Genomic DNA, 19,594 nt, shown 5'->3' on the forward strand with positions numbered 1-19,594 from the left:
CGCATGAAAAAAACGAACCGCCGGTCAAGGCGGTTCGTTTTTGCATGACCCCGGAGCCGGATCAGCCCGCGGAGGCGATCTCGGCGCAGGCTTCCTGCCGCCAGATCACCGAAGCCAGCTTCATCCGCTTGTCGAACAGCAGCTTGTACTGGCAAGCCCGGGCAGGCTCGCCTGCCTTGGGGCTCAGCTTCAGCACGTAATCCCACTCGCGCACGTCGATCATGCCTTCCGCGAAATGCGGACGGCCGATCAAGCCGTAAACCTGCTCCTTGCTCAGGCCCGGCTGCACCTTGGCCAGATTGGCCAGATTGGGAACGCTGCCTTCCGGCTGCCAGCGGTTGTGCTCAACGCTGGGCCAGACCGGGCTGGCCTGCTCGGCCAGATGGCCTTCATCGGTGATCGTGCTCAGGCGGCTGGTGCCGCACCCCATCAAGGCCACGCCGGCCGCCGCCAGCAACAGGTAGCGGAAAGAGCCGCCAAGTACCGTTTTTTTCATCATCTATCTCAATTCACTATCAGCTGATTGATCTTGCTTGCCGCTTACCACTGGAAGCCCGCGCCCAGGCTGGCGCCGCCCTGACCGCGGGTGTTGGTGGAACCGGAGAATTTCACCACCCAGCGGCCGTTGTCGGACAGCGAGGACAGCCCCACCGCGATGGCGGATTCGCCGCCGGTGGTCGCCGTGGCCACGGCCAGCATGTTCTTGCCGGGCAGGAAGGCCTGCGGCAGGCCGGCCATGGCCATCGCGCCGGCCGCCGCGCCCAGCGCGTCGCGGCGCGTATCGGACAGATCGGATCGGAGCTGCTTGAATTGCTGCTGATTGTTGAAGTTGGCCGCGTTCAACTGGTCCACGTTCACCGCGTCCGTGCCCCGCACGCCCGTGGCCACGTTGTGGATGGTCACCGGCCTGCCGCCATCCCCGCCCACCAGGGTGACGTCGTTGCCGACGGTCGTCGTCGTCCGCCCGCTGGGGTCGGAATACTGCACTGGGCCGCTTTTCTGCAGACGGTCTATCGCATCGCCGACATTGTTCACGGTGTTGCCGTACACGGTGTAGTTCGGGCCGCTCACCGCGCCGGTCTGCGCGTTGTAGGACGCGCCGCCGCCCAAGGCCGCGGCGGCGCCGGCACCGGCGTTGTCCACCTTGGCGCTCACACGCTGCACCGCCTGATTGGTCGCGTTCAGCTGGCTGCCGTTCACCGCGTCGGTGCTGCTCCCGCTCACCCGACCGGCGGCGACATTGCTGATTTGACGCTCATTGCCCGCGCTGCCCACGCTCACCACGCTGGAGGGCGCCGCGCCGGCGTAGCTGTAAGTCACGCCGTCCACCACGCCGCTGGCGGTGGGGTTGGCCGCCGCGGTCCGGCTATTGGCGCCCAAGGCGACATCGTTGGCATTGTTGGCCTGGGCATTGCTGCCTATCGCCAGCGCATTGTTAGCGGCGGCGGCGGCGTTGCTGCCCACCGCGACCGCATTGCTGGCGTTGATGTTGGAGCCGGCATTGCTGCCGATGGCCACATTATTGCTGCCGGACACGTTCTGGCCGGCCTGGCTGCCAGCGGCGAAGTTGCCGTTGCCGGTCACGCCGCCGCCGGCGGAGGTGCCCACCGCGGTATTGTTGTCGCCCGTGACATTTCTGCCGGCGTTCGCGCCGTTGGCGGTATTGTTGCTGCCCTTGATGTCCCAGCCGGAGAACGTGCCGCTGCTGGTGTTGTAGCTGCCGGTCACATTGTTGTTGGAGTTGTTGCCCAGGCCGGAGTTGAAATCGCCCTGGATATTCTGGGCCGAATTGGCGCCGCTGCCAGTGTTGCCGGTGCCGGTGACATTGCGGATGGTGTTGATGCCGGTGCCTACGTTGGCGTCGCCGGTCACGTTGTAGCCGGAGTCGTTGCCCATGAAGGCGTTGTTGTTGCCCTGCACATTGGTACCGGCATTCTGACCGATCGAGGTGTTATAGCTCCCGTTCACATTCACGCCGGCGGCGGCGCCAAACGCCGAGTTGTTGGTGCCGGTCATATTACTGCCGGCGCCCACGCCGTAAATGGAGTTATTGCTATTGGTCGCCACTGCCGGGTCCACCGAACCCGCGCCGTAGACATTATTGCTGCCAACGCCGGAGATGGTGTCGGCCTTGGCCAGCGGGGACCAGGAACAGGCTAGCGCCAGGCTCAATACGCTCAACGCCAGGGAGGGCGCGGGCAAGCGCTTTGCTACAGATACTTTGTTGCTCATTTCACAGACCACATTCTTCAGATTGATGGAATTCGCCTAAGGCAAGTCTTGTCTCCGCAGGCAAGCGCGCCGTGGCTCCAGGCTTGGAACCCATGGCCGGTCGCGGTTCGGTCCAGGGACGCGACACGGCTCCGCCAACAGCGTCGGCTTGTTTCTGCAGCCAGGCACTCCGCTCACGACAAGCCGCGCTCGAAAAGGACAAGTACTTGAACGTCCTTTTTCGGCGCGGCCAGGATCACGCTATGCCTTTGATTTTTATCAATCCTAACATTCTGTTAATATTTGTGAAAATTGAAATAAACGAATTGATTAATTCGTTTTAGCTATCAATCTGCTTGATCGATAATAAAATTCAAACAGAATATCCGCCGGCCGCGTGCCGCTACGTTCTGAGATAATTCCGTTCTTGCATCCGTCATCCGCGCCATGAGCAACCATCCATCTTCTCTGTCCATCCGCCGGCTGAGCCCGCACGACATCCCCGTCCGCTGGCTGGACGCCTTCCAGCGTCGTCAGGAGGTCCGCCTGGTCTATCGCACCGGGCCCGATGGCCGGCAATGCGTGGCCGAGCCCTTCATCGACGACTGGTCGCCGACGGAACGGCGCGAACTGGCGCGGGAGCTGGCGCGCATCGCCGCCGCCGGCGCGGTGCTGGCGCTGGAAATCGACGGCCACCTGGCCGGCTTCGCCGCCATAGACTCGCAAGCGCTAGGCCCGCGCGGCGGCTACCGGCAACTGAAGGAACTGCAAGTGGACCGCCGCTGGCGCGGCCAGGGCTTGGGCCGCGCGCTGCTGACGGCCAGCGCCGCCGCCGGCCGCGAACTGGGCGCGGACGCGCTCTACATCTCCTCGCACTCCGCCGTGGAAACCGTCGCCTTCTACGAAGCCTGCGGCTGCGCTCCCGCCCGCTGGCTGCACGCGCCGCAACTGGCGCTGGAGCCTTTCGACTGTCAGCTGGAGCTGGCGCTGACCGCGCAGGCTGTTGATTTTATTTAGCTATCCGCTTAGAATTTCGTCCTGCCCATCTTGCATGGGCGTTCTTATTTTTCCTCGCACAAGGCTTTGCATGTTGGAGATTGCAGCAATCCGATAACGCCGCCCGGTTTTCCGGCTGGCCGTTGTCAAAATGCCCCTTAGCTGGTAGCGCCCGCATCGCGGCGGCTGCCCGTTTTCGCATTTGATTGCCGAATGATCATCCAATATGAATATCTCCAAACCGGAGCAAAGGACTTTGCACGTCCTGGCCAAAGGCGGCCGCATCGCGCACCTGCGCGACGACGCGGGCCGTATCGCCACCGTTGAATGCTATACCCGCGAAGGGTATCTGCTGTCCGACTGCACCCTGCTCGTGTTCCAGAAACTCAGAGCCAAACGCCTGATCAGTTCCAAGAACGGCCAGCCTTACCAGATCAACAAGGCCGGCCTGCGCGCCGTGCGCGGCCAACTCGACAACCAATGAACCCCGCCGCCGCGCCGCCGAACGCGCAAGGCGGCGGCGCTGGCGCGCTCCATTCCAAGGAAAACGCTATGACACTCATGCTGAGAAACGAACAAGACCACGACATCGACGCCATCTTCGAACTGACCCGGGCCGCCTTCCTCGCCGAGGAACATTCCAGCCATACTGAACAGTTCATCGTCAACGCGCTGCGCCGCAGCCGCCAGCTCACGCTGTCCATCGTGGCGCGGGACGGCGAACGGCTGGTGGGCCACATCGCCGCCTCCCCTGTGCTCATCTCCACCGGCGCGGCCGGTTGGCACGGCATCGGACCGGTGTCCGTGCACCCGGAACGGCAGGGCCAGGGCATAGGCAGCCTGCTGATGAAACAGGCGCTGACCGCGCTGCGCGAACTGGGCTCACAAGGCTGCGTGGTGCTGGGCGATCCCGGCTACTACGCGCGCTTCGGCTTCCAGCCGCAACCGGGCCTGATTTTGCCGGGCGTGCCGGCTGAATACTTCATGGCGCAAAGCTTCGGCGCGCCGCTGCCAAGCGGCATAGTCAGCTACCACCCGGCGTTCGAAGCCACCGCCTAAATCCTGACGGCGGGCGCGGCTTGGCAAGCCGGCCCGTTGTCATGGCCCGAAATCGGAAAAGACGCCAGAACTGGCAGCGTCAGCCTCGCGCAAATATTTTATAAAGTATTTAATGTCAATTAAATATCTGTCATAAATGACAGTATCGCCCCAAGACGGCCGGACAAGAATCTACCCCGCTTACTTAATAAGCAAACTTTTTGGCCGCAACGGCTTCCCCAGAGCCTGTCCGAAGCTGCGGAGCGTGCCTGCGGCGCGCCCGCCTGCCAAAGCCAGTGTCAACGCATGCCGCCAAAGCGCAACAGACCTTGCACGGGCTCTTAAACATGAAAGGGCGATCCCATGGCTTACCCCCCCCGACAATGACCAAGCTTCTCCGCTCACCGCTCAGCTGAACCGCCGTCAGCTCTTGCTGGGCGCGGGTGCCGGCGCCGCCGGCCTGATGCTGCCGGCGTCCGCCTCCGCCTTCATCGGTTCGGACGCCCTCCAGCTGGCCAAATACCAGCTGCTGATTCCGGAACTGTTCCAGGCCGTGCCGCGGCCGCCCGCCTACACCCCCAACCTGGTGATAGGCTCCGGTTTCGGCGGCGCCATCTCCGCGCTGCGCCTGGCCCAGGCCGGTCAGCAGGTCACGGTGCTGGAGCGCGGCCACCGCTGGCCCAATGCGCCGCGGCGCGACATCTTCTCCAACGACACCCTGCCGGACGGGCGCGCGTTCTGGCACCGCCGCCAGGCCAAGATGCTGATAGGCGCAACCACCTATTTCGATTCCTTCGGCGGCGTGCTGGACTCAACCAACTACCCGAATATGAATGTCTGGCGCGGCGCCTGCGTCGGCGGCGGATCGGTGGTGTTCACCGGGGTGATGATTCAGCCGGAGCAGCGCTATTTCGAAGCCTTGTTCGGCAAGCAGGTCAGCTATGCGGAAATGAACCAGACCTACTATCCCAGAGTCCGGCAAATGCTGCGCCTGGACGCCATGCCGGCGGACATCTACAACAGCAAGCCCTTCCATCATTCCCGCGTCTGGGACGAGCATGTTCGCAAGGCAGGCTACGTCACCACGACCAACGACTCCATTTTCAACTGGGACGTGATCCGCCAGGAGCTGCGCTGGCAATCCACGCCCTCCGCCACCGTGGGCTTGTCCAATCACGGCAACTCCAACGGCGCCAAGTTCGATCTCAACCAAAACTACCTGGCCCAGGCGCAAGCCACCGGCCGCGCCGCCATCTATCCCGGCCATGAAGTGCTCGGCATCGCCTGGGACGGCAGCCGCTACGAGGTCGACGTGATCAAACGCGCGCCCGACGGCCGGCAACTGGACCGCTACCGGCTCAACTGCGACCGGCTCTTTCTCGCCGCCGGCTCCATCGGCAGCTCGGAATTGCTGGTCAAGGCGCGGGCGCAAGGCACTTTGCGCAATCTCAACGAACACATAGGCCAAGGTTGGGGCAGCAATGGCAGCACCATCGTCTCACGCAGCATGAGCACGCTGTCGCTGGCCACCCAGGGCACTCCCAGCGCTTCCCGCATCCACGACCCGAACAGCGGACTGCCGTTTACCCTGGAAAACTGGTATGTGCCGGGCCTGCCGCTGGACCTGACCACGGTGATCGGTTCGCTGGGCATCGCCTTCGACCAAAGCAATCGCGGACATTTCAGCTATAACCCGGCCACCGACAAAGTCGTGCTGAACTGGGCGCAGAACGGCAACCGCGACAGCGTGGCCGCCGCCAAGACGGTGAACGACAGGATAGCCGCCGCCACCGGCTCCATTCCCGGCTTCCCGGGCATCATCGCCGGCGTCACCGGGCTGAACTGGACCGCGCATCCGCTCGGCGGCGCGGTGATCGGCAAGGCCACCGACGCCTGGGGCCGCGTCATCGGCCATCCCGGCCTGTACGTGATGGACGGCGCGCTGCTCCCCGGCAGCGCCGGCGCGGCCAACCCCTCGCTGACCATCTCCGCGCTGGCCGAGCGCAATATCGAGCACATCATTAAAAACGGCAAATAAGGCCTCCCGACGCGGCGCCGCCAACCATGGCGACGCCGCGTCGGACACGTCTCACGCCAGGCTCGTCCTTTGCAGCAAACGCGCGCTGCCTTGGCGCGATGCCCGCAAGGCGCGTTCGGCGCGCCGCCGCATATCCCGCTCCCAAACGCGCAGGGCCGCCGCCGCCTCGGCGGCCGTGCCCGCTCCAGCCAAAGCCCGCGCCAGTTCCGCGCCGTCGCAGAGCGCGGTGTTGGCGCCCAGCCCGCCGGCCGGGCTCATCGCATGCGCCGCGTCCCCCAGCAAGGCCACCCTCTCGCCGCGCCAGACCGGCACCTCGGCGGCCATCCGGATCGGGCGCGCGCCCAGGCACTGGGGATCGCTCTGCGCGAAAACCGCCTGCAAACGCGGATGCCAGCCGCGCGTCGCTTGCAGCACCCGCGCCCGCAGTTCGGCGCCGCTCAGGCGTTCGGCCGGCAAGACGCCGCCCAAGTCCTCGGCCCGCGCCACGCAGGCCCAATACCAGTAATCCTGCATCGGGCTCAGCGCCACCTCCGGCGCCAACCGCCGCGCCAGCTCGGGCAAGGGCGCGCGAAAGCGCATCGCTTCGATCACCGCCGTCAGGCCGTCGCCGAACACCACGCACACGCCCTGGCCCAGCTCCGACGTCAACGCCTCGGCCGGCAAGGCGTCCCGCGGCGTGACGCCGTAAAGCACCACGGCGCCCTCGTCCGCCGGCTCCCCGCCTGGGACCAGTTGTCGGCGCACCGTCGACGCCACCCCGTCCGCGGCGATCAGCACATCCACCTCCCGTTCGGGCTGATCCTCGAAATCCAGCAACAAGCCGCCAGGCGTTTCCCTGAAGCCGCGCAGCGCGTGGCCCCAACAAATCCGGTCTTCCAGACCGCTGGCCAGGATTTCCCGCAAGGTCTGCCGGTTGGCGCTGAGGTCGCGCTCGGCCGCGTCCTCGTCCAGCGCCGACGGCCGCCAATGCGCCGGCTTGCGTTCCGACCAGGCGCGCAGCTGCGGATCGACGAAACAATCGTCGCCGCCCAGCGAGCAGCTTTGCCGGAACAACTCGAACTGGCGCGGCGGCAAGGCCTGCCGCAGCGCCTGCTGGCCGTCGCCGTCGATGCGCAAGCGATAACCCTGCCAGCGGCTGTCCGCCGCCTGGTCGCGTTCAAACAGCGTGGCGGCGACGCCGGCGCGCGCCAAGCCCTGGGCCAGGCACAGCCCGCCCAGGCCGGCGCCGACAATGCCAATGCGTAGAGATGACATAGCTTGTCCTTTATTCGTCATTGGAAAATCCGGCTGGACCGCCGCCGCGCCGGCGGCCGGTCCCAGCCCTTGCCGACGATTGTGCGCGCCGCCGTCAAAGCTGCTATAACGCTGTTTTGCCAATAAATGGTGAAAAATGGCCAACATTGACGTCACACTGCCGGAAGACGCGCCGGACCTCAGCGAATGGATCGGCGGCCCGCCGCTGATCGCCGTGCCCGGCAACGACCAGGAAGACAGCGACTACCGGCTGGGCAGCCGCGAATACGCGTGGCACAGCCATGCGCGCGGGCAACTGCTGTGCGTGGAAAGCGGCCTGATCCAGATCCGCACCCCGCGCGGCGCCTGGGCTCTGCCGCCGCACCGCGCCGGCTGGATTCCGCCCGGCGTGCCGCACCGGGTGCGCGTCAGCGGGGCGCTGACCGGCTGGAGCCTGCTGTTGAGCCCGGACTGGAGCCGGACGCTGAGTCCGCAGCCGCAGGTGGTGGCGATCACCGAACTGATGCGCGCCGCGGTGCGCCGCGCGGTGACGTGGACGGATTATGCGCAATGGCGGCCGGAGCAGGAACGCATCGCCGCGGTGCTGCTGGACGAGTTGCGGCAAGCGCCGCATCAGGCGCTCTGCTTGCCGATACCGGAGCATCCGCGCATCGCGGAGCTGGCCCATCGCCTGCTGACCGGGCCGGCCGGCCAACACGCGCTGGCCGACTGCGCGGACGCGACGGCGATGTCGCCGCGCACCCTGCGTCGCCACATCCAGGCGCATACCGGCATGAGTTTTGGACAATGGCGGCAGCAGGCGCTGTTGATACGCGGCATGGAAATGCTGGCGCGCGGCGTCGCCGTGGCCGAGGTGGCCGACGACTTGGGCTATGCCTCGCCCAGCAACTTCATCGCGATGTTCCGGCGCGCCTTCGGCGACTCGCCGGCGCACTTTTTCGCGCGCCAGGGGCTGGCCTAATGGGGAGATATGCGACCGGCACCCCATGCTGCCTGCGCTTGGGAACCATAAGCCGACCGCACGCAAAATTCTGCGCAAGCTCGGCTCATGGCAAACAGAAACGGCGGGAATTCACCCGCCGTGTACGATAGCGCCTCAGCTAGCCTTGCCTGCCGGAATCTGCTGGGTTATGCAGTGAATATTGCCGCCGCCAAGTAGTACCTCGCGTGCAGGGACGCCGACAATTCGGTACTCAGGGAAGATCTCCTGCAGCCGGCTGGCTGCCGCGGCATCGGTACGCTCATCAAGCAGCGGGAAAATAATCTGTCCGTTGCTGATCAGGAAATTGACATAAGAAGCGGCCATGCGCTCGCCAACCTCACGCGGCACGGCCTGCCCGCTAGCCACCACGCCAGCCGTTTCATCCTGCTCATAGAACAAGGGGCCCGGAGCCAGCATCTTGTGGATCTTGAGCTGGCGGCCCTTGGCGTCGCGCGCTTTGGACAGCGCTTCGTAGGCGGCCTGCGAACGCGGATACTGCGGATCCTGCTCATCGTCGACCCAGTGCAGCACAACCTCCCCTGGACGGGCAAAGCAACACATATTGTCGATGTGACCGTCGGTTTCATCCATGAACACGCCTTCCGGCAGCCAGATGAAGTGCGTCACATTCAGATACTCGGAAAGCAAGGCCTCAATCTGGGTTTTGGACAAATCCGGATTGCGATTGGGATTGAGCAGGCATTCCTCGGTGGTGAGCAGCGTACCTTCACCATCGACATGAATCGAGCCGCCTTCCAGCACCAGCGGGGCCAGGTAGCGATCAAAGCCATGGTGGGCCAACACCTGGCTCGCAACTTCACTATCCTGATCCCAAGGATGGTACAGCCCGCCATTGAAGCCGCCCCAGGCATTGAACTTCCAGTCCACGCCACGCAGATGGCCCGCCTGATCGATCACCATGGTCGGTCCGCTGTCGCGCATCCAGCAGTCATCGCTATTCATTGCCACCAGGGAGACTTCGGACGGCATGACGGCGCGCGCCTGTGACATGAACGGTTCCGGCACGGCCATGAACACAGGCGTGGCCGCCGAAATGGCTTTGGCGATGGCGGCAAAGGTCTGTTGCGCCTCGCGTCCGGCATGACGCCAGTTATCCGGGCGCTGCGGCCAGATCATCCATACCGCCTGATGCTCTGCCCACTCGGCCGGCATGTGAAAACCATCGGCGGCAGGTAGACTGTTATTGTGCGTTTTACTGTTCATTTTGATCACCATCGACTTGATAAATGCCATCAGAAGTATTCAATAGATCGTGCAGTTGCGGATGACAGACTCGGCACGTCTCCCGATCTGCGCGATATGGAAGCTCGACCAATGCACATTCGCCGGGCGGATCAGCCTTCTCGAACGGCAGATTTCCTCTGCCATGAACGACGAAGTGATTGACAGACGCAGTCTATGGAGAGCCAAACTATTCAGCAAATGAACAATACGAATACTTTCATAAATACGGTGAATAGTGTGAAACTGCATCAACTGGATCTGAACCTGCTGCTGGCACTGGATGCCCTGATCAGTCTGCGCAGTGTCACACGGGCGGCAGAGAAGCTGTTTGTCAGCCAGCCTGCGATGAGCCACTCGCTCAATCGCTTGCGGACATTCTTCGACGACCCGCTGCTGGTGCGCTCGCCGCATGGCATGCTGCCGACACAAAAAGCGCTCTATCTGCAACAGGGCGTCCATCAGGCGCTCAGCCTGCTGCAAAGCCATTTCAGCCAGCCGGAGGCCTTTGACCCGGCAACATCGGTGCGTCGCTTCACCCTGTGCACCACGGATTATGTAGAGTGCGTGCTGATTCCGCCCCTGGTGAAAAAACTGGCGGAGGCCGCGCCTAACGTTCATATCGACATCACCATCCTGCGGGAAGACATTCCGGAACTGGCGCTTGCCGACGGTGAAATCGACTTCCTGCTGGGTTTTGACGAATACATGTCCATCCCCAGCTATCTGTGCCGGGAAACCTGGCTGAAGGAGCCGCTGATCGGCATCTTGCGCCATGACCACCCTCTCCAGAGCGATAGGCTGACACTACCGGATCTGATTGCCTTGCCGCATGTCTTCCACGCGCCGCTGGGCAATCAGGAGTCGCCAATGGATGATTTTCTTGCCGAGCGCGGCTTGCAGCGCAAGATTTCGGTGCACAGCCAAAGCTATATGGCTGCAGCCGCCATTGTCAGCAACACCGATCATTTGTTTATCCTGCCTAAGAAAGTAGCGGCGATGATAGCGGGCTACTGGCCGTTGAAAATGGTTGCGCTGCCGGAAGAACTGCCAGGCTATCACCTTAACTGCATCTGGCACCCAGTACAGGATAGTAATCCTGCGCTGCACTGGCTGCGCGATTTGATGCGCAAGCTCATTGAATCCGATGATGCGGCGCACAACATGACGCCGCCCCGGTATTCGCCGCATGAATAAGTACATCAAAATGAATCATTTTCCCGCATGACGCTATCTCTTGTAGATTAGCCGCCATATTGCAGAACAACCCATGCGTGCGCCGGCTACCGTGCGGCATGACCCGCCTGTGCATGCAGGAAACGGTCACCCCGATGGGGGTGAAATCCGTCTTAATAGTGGAGGTAGTAGCATGATCGAGGTGACCGAGCTATCCATTGCCGAGCTGCGTGCAGCGCTCGAATCCGGGCGTTCGACAGCGGTTGAACTGGTCAAGGCCTATCTGGCGCGGATAGAGGCCTACGATGGCCCCGCGACGGAGACTAGGCTCAATGCGGTGGTGGTGCGTAATCCGGATGCGATCAAGGAGGCCGAGGCGTCCGATGCCCGTCGCGCCCGTGGTGAAACGCTGAGCCCGCTGGACGGCATCCCCTATACCGCCAAGGACAGCTATCTGGTGAAGGGGCTGACCGCCGCTTCAGGCAGCCCGGCGTTCAAGGATCTGGTCGCCCAACACGATGCCTTCACCATCGCGCGCCTGCGCGCAGCCGGCGCCATCTGCCTAGGCAAGACCAATATGCCGCCCATGGCCAATGGCGGCATGCAGCGCGGCTGCTACGGCCGCGCCGAAAGCCCCTACAACGCCAACTACCTGACCGCGCCGTTTGCCTCCGGCTCTTCCAATGGCGCCGGCACCGCTACGGCCGCCAGCTTCGCCGCCTTCGGCATGGCCGAGGAGACCTGGTCGAGTGGCCGCGGCCCGGCCTCGAACAATGGCCTGTGCGCCTATACACCGTCGCGCGGGGTCATCTCGGTACGCGGCAACTGGCCGTTGACACCGACCATGGACGTTGTCGTGCCGTACGCCCGCACCATGGCAGACTTGCTCGAAGTGCTCGATGTCATCGTTGCAGACGACCCGATTAGCCGTGGCGACCTATGGCGCCTGCAGCCCTGGGTGGAGATTCCCAAAGCCTCGGAGGTCCGGCCAGATTCCTATTCCGACCTGCTGGCTCAGCCCGAGATACTCAAAGGCAAGCGCTTTGGCATACCACGCATGTACATCAACAAGGACGAACTGGCCGGCACCAGCGAGGCGCCTGGCATCGGCGGCCCCACCGGACAGCGCATCCATACCCGTGCGTCTGTGATCGATCTCTGGGAAGCGGCCCGTCAGGCACTGGAAGCCGCCGGAGCAGAAGTCATCGAAGTGGATTTTCCGCTGGTTTCCAACTGTGAAGGCGATCGTCCCGGCGCTCCCTCCGTATTCAACCGCGGCATCGTCTCAGCCGAGTTCCTCAATGACGAGCTGTGGGAGCTGTCCGGTTGGGCCTTCGATGAGTTCCTGCGCGCCAACGGCGACCCCAAGCTCAACAAACTGGCCGACGTGGATGGTCCGAAGATCTTCCCGCACGATCCGGGCACCTTGCCAAACCGCGAAGGAGACCTGGCCGCCGGCATGCACGAGTACGTCAACATGGCCAAGCGGGGCCTCAAGTCCTATGACCGGATTGAAAGCGTGCCGGATGGTCTGCGTGGTCTTGAAAAAACCCGCAAGCTGGATCTGGAAGACTGGATGGATCAGCTGAAGCTGGACGCGGTGCTGTTCCCCACCGTGGCCGACGTTGGCCCGGCAGATGCAGACGTCAATCCGAGCTCCGCCGACATCGCCTGGAGCAACGGCGTGTGGGTAGCCAATGGCAACTTGGCCATCCGCCATCTTGGCGTTCCGACTGTTACCGTACCGATGGGGGTGATGGCTGATATCGGCATGCCGGTGGGGCTGACTTTTGCGGGGCGCGCCTATGATGACAACACGCTGCTGCGCTTCGCTGGCGCCTTTGAAGCCACTGGCAACAAGCGCATGATCCCGCCGCGCACACCGCCGCTAGGTCAATGAGCACCCGCTAGGGCGGACCAGGACGGGTGTTCAGCCAGTAGCAGTGGCTTGGAAGCTATCATTGCTTTCCTTGAAGGGGATGACCGCCCTGGCCGAACCTTCGTCCATTAGAACCTGTTTACGATCTGCTGCGCGTCGGCGATACGGCGTTGAAACCGAGCTCAAAATGCTCATGTACCACGAGTACATTCCGCTTTTTCGCTCGTTTTCGCCTTGTCTCGCCTTAGCTCGCGAGATCGTAAACACATTCTTAGAGAGTGGCGCTGGACGACGACTTCAGAATAAGCACGCCATAGCAACGACAAACCCGCCGTTCGGCGGGTTTGCATGGATAGCGATACGCAGTTCAGTGTTATAGGCACGGACCTTATGTCGATGCTTACGAACTCTCTCGCGCCTGTGCACGCAGGAAAAACAAGAAGGGGAATTGGTGGACCGAAGGAGGATCGAACTCCCGACCTCTGCATTGCGAACGCAGCGCTCTCCCAGCTGAGCTATCGGCCCAAATCGACAGCCATCATATGACAAGGGCCTTGCACTTGCCAAGCCCGACCCCTCGGCTCCCGGCCAAGCTGGCGCATCCTCGCCACAACTCGCCATTTCAATGGCATGCCCCCACTCTGCAGGACTACACTGCTCCGGTCCATCCCAACATCATCGCCGGAGATTTCCATGCTGCGCATCCTGGGCCGCACCAGTTCCATCAATGTCCGCAAAGTGCTGTGGACCTGTCATGAAATCGGCATCGACTACCAACGCGAAGACTGGGGCCGCGGCTTCCAGCCGGCCAGCAGCCCGGAATTCCTGGCGCTCAACCCCAATGCGCTGATTCCGGCGGTGGTGGACGACGGCCTGGTGCTGTGGGAATCCAACACCATCTGCCGCTACCTGGCCGACTCGCGCCGGGCCAGCCACTTGCTGCCCACCGATCCGCGCAGCCGCGCCCAGGTGGAAAAGTGGATGGACTGGCAGGCCACCGAGCTAAACGGCTCCTGGGGCTACGCCTTCCACGGCCTCAGCCGCCACAGCCCGGAACACCAGGACCCGGCACGAATCCAGGCCAGCATCCAGCAATGGGGCCACTATATGGCCATCCTGGATCGGCAACTGGCTTCGCAGGATACGCCCTATATCTGCGGCGACGATTTCACCCTGGCCGACATCGTGCTCGGCCTGTCCATCCATCGCTGGCAGCTGACGCCTTTCGACAAGCCGGAGCTGCCGCATGCGCACGCCTATTATCAGCGCCTGATTCAACGGCCGGGGTTTGTGACGCATGGGAGCGTGGGGGTGGCTTAATAATCAGAATTCAGAGGGAATCATATGTCTGATATTATAAATTTCAATGAATCTGAAATTGTCATTGCTCTTGTGGGAGCAATTGGTACTGATTTAAAGAAAATTATAGAACCAATCAAAAATAAGCTAAAGTCTTACAATTACACCACTCATGACATAAGAGTTTCTAAGCAAGTTATTGATTTTATATACCCAAATCAAGATAACTTACCAAAAAAATTTGAACACATCTCATATTACATGGACAAGGGCAATGAAATTAGGAAATTAGCGAACGACAATGGAATTTTAGCTGGAGGAATTTCTCTTATCATTAATGAGGCTAGAAAAAAAGAGCAAGACGCTGCAGAACAACCTGGCCCTTTAAAAAACACAGCATTCATCATTAACTCTATCAAAACACCTGAAGAAATCATACGTCTCCGAGAAATATATCAAACTGGATTCTATGCAATATCAGTTTACTCAGAAGAAAAAAGGAGAAAAAAAACTCTTATAGACATGGTTATGACTGAAGAGCAAGCTGAAGCTCTTATTCGCCGAGATGAGGAAGACCCAGATTCTTATGGTCAAAAAACTAGGGATGCATTCCATCTTTCAGATTTTTTTGTTAGCTACGATGGAAATGAGGATATTGTAACAAATAGCATTCACAGAATTATTGATATAATTTTTGGTGATCCATTTAAAACACCCACGTTTGATGAGTTTGCCATGTTTATGGCATTTTCGTCAGCTTTAAGATCTGCTGACTTATCCCGTCAAGTAGGAGCAGTTATAGCTAAAGACCAAACCATTATTTCAACTGGATCTAATGATGTTCCTAAATTCAAAGGAGGGGTCTATTGGCCAAGTATCACAGCAACAGGTGAAGTTGTCGACGATACAAGAGGTAGGGATTACAAAAGAGGAGTAGACTCTAACTCTATAGAAAAACAAGAAATAATAAATAGTATTATTAAAAAAATAGAAAATCAGATAACATCACGCCATATAAAAAAGAAAATAGCCCGTAAGAAATTATTAAATCGAATAAAAAAAGTTCTTTATGGATCAAAAATAAAAGATATAACAGAGTATGGCCGGGTCGTTCATGCTGAAATGGATGCCATTTTAAACTGTGCTCGCAATGGCATATCTACTTCTTCTACAAGTTTATACTGCACAACATTTCCATGCCATAACTGTGCAAAGCATGTCATTGCATCCGGGATTGAAAGGGTTGTTTACATCGAGCCCTATCCAAAATCAAAAGCAATGTGTTTTCATGACGACTCTATTTCTTCGGTAAAAGATGACTACAAAACAAAAGTAATATTTGAGCCTTTTGTTGGAGTTGGCCCAAGACGATTCTTTGATCTATTCTCGATGCAGATGAGCGATGGCTTTCCGATAAAACGCAAAAACAGTAGTGGAAAAGTCTTCCCATGGCCAGGACAGTCCCTTCCGCCCTTGCGTATGCAGATGTATCCACTAAACTACCTGGAAAAAGAAACTATTTTTGTTGCCCACTTTGCAAGTATACTTGTCAAGTTTTCTTCTGGAGGGTCTCATGAATAAACCAGTAAAGTCAGCTCAGGATGTCTTGAAAGCGGCAAGTCAAAATATTGAGCAATGGCCTTCTTGGAAACAAGATTTAGCAAAAAAAAATCAAGACAGCACTACATCTAGTGTTAGTCGCTTTGCTCCTTCTGCTGCATACTCATGCCAAAAGCGGGAAAAGTAGCATTTGCTGTAGTCATTACGCAGCAGTCACATAACTCTACTTAAAAGCCCGGCACCGCCGGGCTTCTCACTTCTCAGGCTGACTTAAGCCTTCCTCACCTTCCCCTCCAGCTCAAAACTCGCCTCCACCGCGTGGTGGTAGTCATGCTGGCCATCGACATGGGCGAACACGTCCAGGCGACGCAAGCCCAGCGCCAGCACGCGTTCCAGGTGGTTGAAGAAGGCCACCCATACGCCGCGCTGCTGAGCATTGGCGAAATCGATGTCGCGAGCGATGCGGCCAAGCAGGCCGGAACCGACCAGCAACGGATTGTCCTTCAGCCATTGCAGCAGATGGGCGGCGTATTCACGGCCGTCGGCGCAGGCCTGTGGATAAGAGTCGTAACTGGGCTCGATTTGCCAGTAATGGGGATAAGTGCGGCCGGGGATGAAGCTGACGAAGGGCAACAGGGTTTCGACGGCTTCTCTTGATGCACCTTTGTAACGGCGGCGCGGAGGGAAAAATGGATTCATGCACAAGCTCCTGAGCAAAGCCTGTCGCTGAACCTGCGCGGTTCAGCGCCAAGACCACATGAAAATGAAAAGGCGAGTCTGATTTCATTTACCCATGCAGTTCTCTGAACCCATAGCGATGGGGACAGACCAGAACGTAAGGGATTGGCGTGCAGCCGTCACCATCATGGCCGCTCAGCACGGCGCGATGGTTGGCACGCGCGCGGTTTGCAACGCGTGTTCCTTACTATTCAGGTTTGCACTCCCGGTGCCGCCATTGCGCGGCACAAGACGGATTGTTGCCACTTGCCGTGGGCTAGGTCAAGAGCGGGTGGACGCCTGGGCTAGCCGTCCGCAATCAGCAACGCAAACCAGCCGGCGCATCGAAGCTTTCCATCTCTCCCAGAGAGGCGATCAGTTGCTCCAAGCGGGCGGCGAAACGGTCCACGGCTTCGATGAAGTCATGGGACGATAGCGTGTCGCTGGACAAGTGTTTGACCAGCATGACGGCTCCGGTGCTGTCGTCAAACGCCAAGCTGCCCTCGCCGGCCTCGGCCAGCGTCAGGTTGACAGCCAGCATTTGTTGCCAGAAACCGGCACTGCCGTTGGCGCTGAATTCACCCAGCATGCCGTACACAATGAGACTGCCGGGCAGGCTGCGAATAGAAAGCATCAAGCGCTGATCCAGCAGCAGGAAACACTGGCCATGCGGGTCCAGCGTAAGTTCCATGCCGATGGCGCGGCCCAGGCTGTCTAGAAGTTCTGCATTTTTTTCCATAGAGATACCTTGTGAGCAAACCGGCAAGGGTCCACAACGCTTATTGAATGGCGAGGCCCATCAGCTCTTCGCTGCGTTTGATCATGGCGTGGGCGGCAAGGCTCAGTTGCTCCGCGCCTTGGGGATGGCCCTCCTGATAGTGGTGCAATGCCTCCACCAGTCCGGCGGTTTTACGGGTGAGGACGGCCGCGTCGTCGTCAATACTGGGGGCGCCTTCCCGCATGGCCTTGGCCAGCGCCAGGGCATCCGCTCTGCCGACGGCCAGTTGCTCGAAGTGGGCGCCGATGCGAAAGACTTGCTGGGCATTACGCTCCTTCAGCGCTTGGCGTTGCACGGCTTGGGCTTCCGGTCTTCTTTCCTTGTTGATTTGTTGCTTGAGCTGACTGATTTCTCTCTTGAGTTCGCCCATGCGGCCCTGATTGAGGAAAGCGTCCCATTCCGTTTTGACGCCGGGCTGTTGCAGCATGCCGCTGCAACGCTCGCCGATGTCGGCGACCTGGCGGTTGAGGCTGTCCATCCTGGCTTGCAGGCGCTCGGCATAGGCATGGGCCTTGTTGGGGTCTTCGGTTACCCAACTGGCGCTGAACGGCACGAAGTTTTCCGCGCCGCCGGCGCGCAGCATGCGCAGCGCCATGGAAGCGCAGTTTTCCTCAGTGCTGGCCAGGGTATATCCAATCCGGCCTTCGGCGGCTTCTTGCTTGACGTGATGGGCCTCGTGGAGGATGGCTTTTTCATTGAGGCCGAACAATACGAATTTGGCGGTTTTGCCGCTGGCGGCGACTTCTTTATTGCGCCCCATCATCGGCAGATAGACTTTGCGGGCGCTGACGCCCCAGCCGCCGTCCCGCGTGCGTTTTTGTTCAGCGCGGGGGTAGTACTGGGCTTTGGCCATCAGGTCCTGGCTGGCGGCTTTATAACCCGCGGTACCCAGTTGCTGACGCGCGTCTTCGCCATCGCTGAGTTTCTGCGCGGTGCGGCTGGAGACTTCTTCTTGCTTATCCTCCCGGTAGCTGCTCAGGGAACCTCCCTGCCGCTGGCCGAACAGACGGCCAATCTGCCCGCCCTGGGCGTCGCTGAACGGCCACCAGCTTATGTGCTCCTGCACATGCTTATTGGCGTTCACATCGATTTTGTTCTTGATGGTGACGGAGGCGTGGCCGGGATGATCCATGCCCTTGCATTCCCAAGAGCGGAATACGACTTGCCGCGCCAAGGGCTTGGCGTCCCCCTGGCCATGAAAGCGTTCGGCCACGCTAATCAGTTGCTCCACCACTCGCTGCTTGAGCGGCGCGCCCTGAAGCCGGCCCATGCTGTCCAACGCCGCTTGGGCGCTTTCCTGGCCATAACGGTGCGACAGCGTGTTGATGAAAACGCCCAGAGCGGTTTGGTTTTCTGCCTGTACGCGCTGGCTATAGCTTTTGACGGCTTCCAGGTTTTTCAGCAGCGGTAGTTGGGACAGGCAGGCATAGAGCCGACCCTTGAAGCCTTGGCTGGCGACAGTCACCGTGGGTTCAGGCGTCTTTTCATTGATGACGACTCTGCCGCCAAGCCTAGCCGCCTGGACGAAGGTATTGAGATTGAGTGTGGTCATGGGCGGAAACGAGCGGGATGATGAAGCGAATGGTTTCGATAGTGAGTAAACACTGGCTCCCCTGCTATCAAATTTCGCTCACTCGCCCGCACCTTGCGGTCTTACGCAGCGCTCGGCTCAGGCTCGCATATGCAGCCCATAGTAAACCGTCTGGTTCCAATAACCGGTGGTAAGGCCAGCCAGGTATTGCGCCGCGCGGAACAGGTCCGCCGCGCTGCAGCAACCGGCGCTGACATTGCCACGGTAGAGCCCGCTATTGGGATCGAACACCCAGAGATAGTCGCTGCCCTTGTAGACGCCGACGGCGTGGCCCGAGGAGCCGCCATTGCGCATCAGGTTGAGGAACAGCGCGTCGCCGCGCACCATGAGATTTTCGATGATGTTTTGCCAGGCTTGGGCGCTGGCGCCGTGGGCGTTATTGCAGTAATGGCAGAAGGCGAGGCCGAAGGTTTCCGCGTGGCTGGCGTCTCCCACCCGGTTGTTGGCGGCCACCGAGGGGTAGACCTGCTGTTCCAGATAGGAGGCGAAGCGGAACAGGTAAGTCCCGTTGTCGAACTGCTGGTAGAGCGCGTCCGCCTGCGCGGTGGTGGGCAGGTAGTCGCCGGCGCTGCTGCCCATATTGAATTTCCCCACGCGGTCCTGGATGTGCTTGAGCCACAGGCAGACCGCGGCCTCGCACACTCCGGCGGCGTTGGCGCCGTTTCCCGCATTATTGAAAGCTCTCCGCAACGACCACGCCATCGCGTCCCCCCTTGTTGTCCACGGCTTCAGGTTGGCAAAAACACGCGCCTGTCATGGCGCGATATTTTGGGATAAACCGTAAACGGCGTTTACGCCAGTGAATTCCAACGCGGACACGGCCCGACGGCGAT

The 19,594-nt window shown here is 60.3% G+C and carries 18 protein-coding genes, 1 tRNA gene and 1 pseudogene; 10 read left to right on the forward strand and 10 right to left on the reverse strand.

The features are described from left to right. Positions 1-61 precede the first annotated feature (61 nt). Positions 62-499: an outer membrane protein assembly factor BamE gene (locus JW897_RS13335; RefSeq protein ID WP_082159122.1), complete on the reverse strand. Its 438-nt coding sequence runs from the start codon at positions 497-499 to the stop codon at positions 62-64. A 41-nt stretch (positions 500-540) separates the two neighbouring features. Then, entirely contained in the window at positions 541-2,202 is a 1,662-nt protein-coding gene (locus JW897_RS13340) for a YadA family autotransporter adhesin (RefSeq protein WP_156187945.1), read from the reverse strand. Positions 2,203-2,658: 456 nt separating this feature from the next. Here JW897_RS13340 and JW897_RS13345 point away from each other — a divergent pair, with 456 nt between their 5' ends. The 4 genes from JW897_RS13345 (at position 2,659) to JW897_RS13360 (ending at position 6,283) form a co-directional block, all read left to right on the forward strand. Then, positions 2,659-3,228, forward strand: coding sequence for a GNAT family N-acetyltransferase (locus JW897_RS13345; protein WP_205466486.1), 570 nt, complete (start codon positions 2,659-2,661; stop codon positions 3,226-3,228). A 205-nt stretch (positions 3,229-3,433) separates the two neighbouring features. Continuing rightward, positions 3,434-3,691, forward strand: a complete 258-nt coding sequence (locus tag JW897_RS13350; protein ID WP_205466488.1) for a YjhX family toxin — start codon at positions 3,434-3,436, stop codon at positions 3,689-3,691. A gap of 68 nt (positions 3,692-3,759) precedes the next feature. Continuing rightward, complete coding sequence (locus JW897_RS13355) at positions 3,760-4,266, forward strand: GNAT family N-acetyltransferase (protein ID WP_048415386.1); 507 nt, start codon at positions 3,760-3,762, stop codon at positions 4,264-4,266. 409 nt (positions 4,267-4,675) lie between these two features. Continuing rightward, the gene (locus JW897_RS13360) at positions 4,676-6,283 is read left to right on the forward strand and encodes a GMC oxidoreductase (RefSeq protein ID WP_205466490.1); all 1,608 of its coding nucleotides are present in this window, start codon (positions 4,676-4,678) and stop codon (positions 6,281-6,283) included. Positions 6,284-6,334: 51 nt separating this feature from the next. Here JW897_RS13360 and JW897_RS13365 read toward each other — a convergent pair whose 3' ends face one another. Beyond that, positions 6,335-7,537, reverse strand: a complete 1,203-nt coding sequence (locus JW897_RS13365; RefSeq protein ID WP_205466742.1) for an FAD-dependent oxidoreductase — start codon at positions 7,535-7,537, stop codon at positions 6,335-6,337. A 136-nt stretch (positions 7,538-7,673) separates the two neighbouring features. On the opposite strand from JW897_RS13365, the gene JW897_RS13370 reads away from it, so the two are divergent. Beyond that, on the forward strand, positions 7,674-8,498 hold the full coding sequence (locus tag JW897_RS13370) for an AraC family transcriptional regulator (protein WP_205466492.1): 825 nt from the start codon (positions 7,674-7,676) through the stop codon (positions 8,496-8,498). 135 nt (positions 8,499-8,633) lie between these two features. Here JW897_RS13370 and aguA read toward each other — a convergent pair whose 3' ends face one another. Further along, the gene (gene aguA, locus JW897_RS13375) at positions 8,634-9,773 is read right to left on the reverse strand and encodes an agmatine deiminase (RefSeq protein ID WP_240352197.1); all 1,140 of its coding nucleotides are present in this window, start codon (positions 9,771-9,773) and stop codon (positions 8,634-8,636) included. Between the two features lie 165 nt (positions 9,774-9,938). Here aguA and JW897_RS13380 point away from each other — a divergent pair, with 165 nt between their 5' ends. Continuing rightward, positions 9,939-10,958 (forward strand): LysR family transcriptional regulator, encoded by a 1,020-nt coding sequence (locus tag JW897_RS13380; RefSeq protein ID WP_205466493.1) that lies wholly within the window; start codon positions 9,939-9,941, stop codon positions 10,956-10,958. Positions 10,959-11,130: 172 nt separating this feature from the next. Then, complete coding sequence (locus JW897_RS13385) at positions 11,131-12,837, forward strand: amidase (RefSeq protein WP_205466495.1); 1,707 nt, start codon at positions 11,131-11,133, stop codon at positions 12,835-12,837. Positions 12,838-13,265: 428 nt separating this feature from the next. Here the strand turns inward: JW897_RS13385 and JW897_RS13390 are convergent. Beyond that, positions 13,266-13,341: transfer RNA gene (locus JW897_RS13390), tRNA-Ala, on the reverse strand. Positions 13,342-13,509: 168 nt separating this feature from the next. Here JW897_RS13390 and JW897_RS13395 point away from each other — a divergent pair. The 3 genes from JW897_RS13395 to JW897_RS13405 are packed head-to-tail and all read left to right on the forward strand — an operon-like array spanning position 13,510 to position 15,862. After that, complete coding sequence (locus tag JW897_RS13395; protein WP_205466497.1) at positions 13,510-14,136, forward strand: glutathione S-transferase family protein; 627 nt, start codon at positions 13,510-13,512, stop codon at positions 14,134-14,136. Positions 14,137-14,160: 24 nt separating this feature from the next. Next, positions 14,161-15,696: an anti-phage dCTP deaminase gene (locus JW897_RS13400; RefSeq protein WP_240352198.1), complete on the forward strand. Its 1,536-nt coding sequence runs from the start codon at positions 14,161-14,163 to the stop codon at positions 15,694-15,696. Next, positions 15,689-15,862 (forward strand): hypothetical protein, encoded by a 174-nt coding sequence (locus JW897_RS13405; protein WP_205466499.1) that lies wholly within the window; start codon positions 15,689-15,691, stop codon positions 15,860-15,862. The genes JW897_RS13400 and JW897_RS13405 overlap by 8 nt, the downstream gene beginning before the upstream one ends. A gap of 83 nt (positions 15,863-15,945) precedes the next feature. On the opposite strand, the gene JW897_RS13410 is transcribed toward JW897_RS13405, so the two are convergent. The 5 genes and pseudogenes from JW897_RS13410 to JW897_RS13425 form a co-directional block, all read right to left on the reverse strand. Next, the gene (locus tag JW897_RS13410) at positions 15,946-16,374 is read right to left on the reverse strand and encodes a hypothetical protein (RefSeq protein ID WP_205466500.1); all 429 of its coding nucleotides are present in this window, start codon (positions 16,372-16,374) and stop codon (positions 15,946-15,948) included. Between the two features lie 337 nt (positions 16,375-16,711). Further along, positions 16,712-17,131 (reverse strand): chaperone SicP, encoded by a 420-nt coding sequence (gene sicP, locus JW897_RS13415; protein ID WP_205466502.1) that lies wholly within the window; start codon positions 17,129-17,131, stop codon positions 16,712-16,714. Between the two features lie 40 nt (positions 17,132-17,171). After that, positions 17,172-18,302, reverse strand: coding sequence for a hypothetical protein (locus tag JW897_RS13420; RefSeq protein ID WP_240352199.1), 1,131 nt, complete (start codon positions 18,300-18,302; stop codon positions 17,172-17,174). Positions 18,303-18,434: 132 nt separating this feature from the next. Next, positions 18,435-18,722, reverse strand: a pseudogene (locus tag JW897_RS24670) (type III secretion system effector BopA family protein); the annotation flags it as partial. A gap of 117 nt (positions 18,723-18,839) precedes the next feature. Beyond that, complete coding sequence (locus JW897_RS13425; protein WP_205466505.1) at positions 18,840-19,463, reverse strand: hypothetical protein; 624 nt, start codon at positions 19,461-19,463, stop codon at positions 18,840-18,842. Positions 19,464-19,594: the final 131 nt, after the last annotated feature.

Origin of the sequence: Chromobacterium alkanivorans, from assembly GCF_016937655.1 — a bacterium.
Lineage (GTDB): Bacteria > Pseudomonadota > Gammaproteobacteria > Burkholderiales > Chromobacteriaceae > Chromobacterium > Chromobacterium alkanivorans.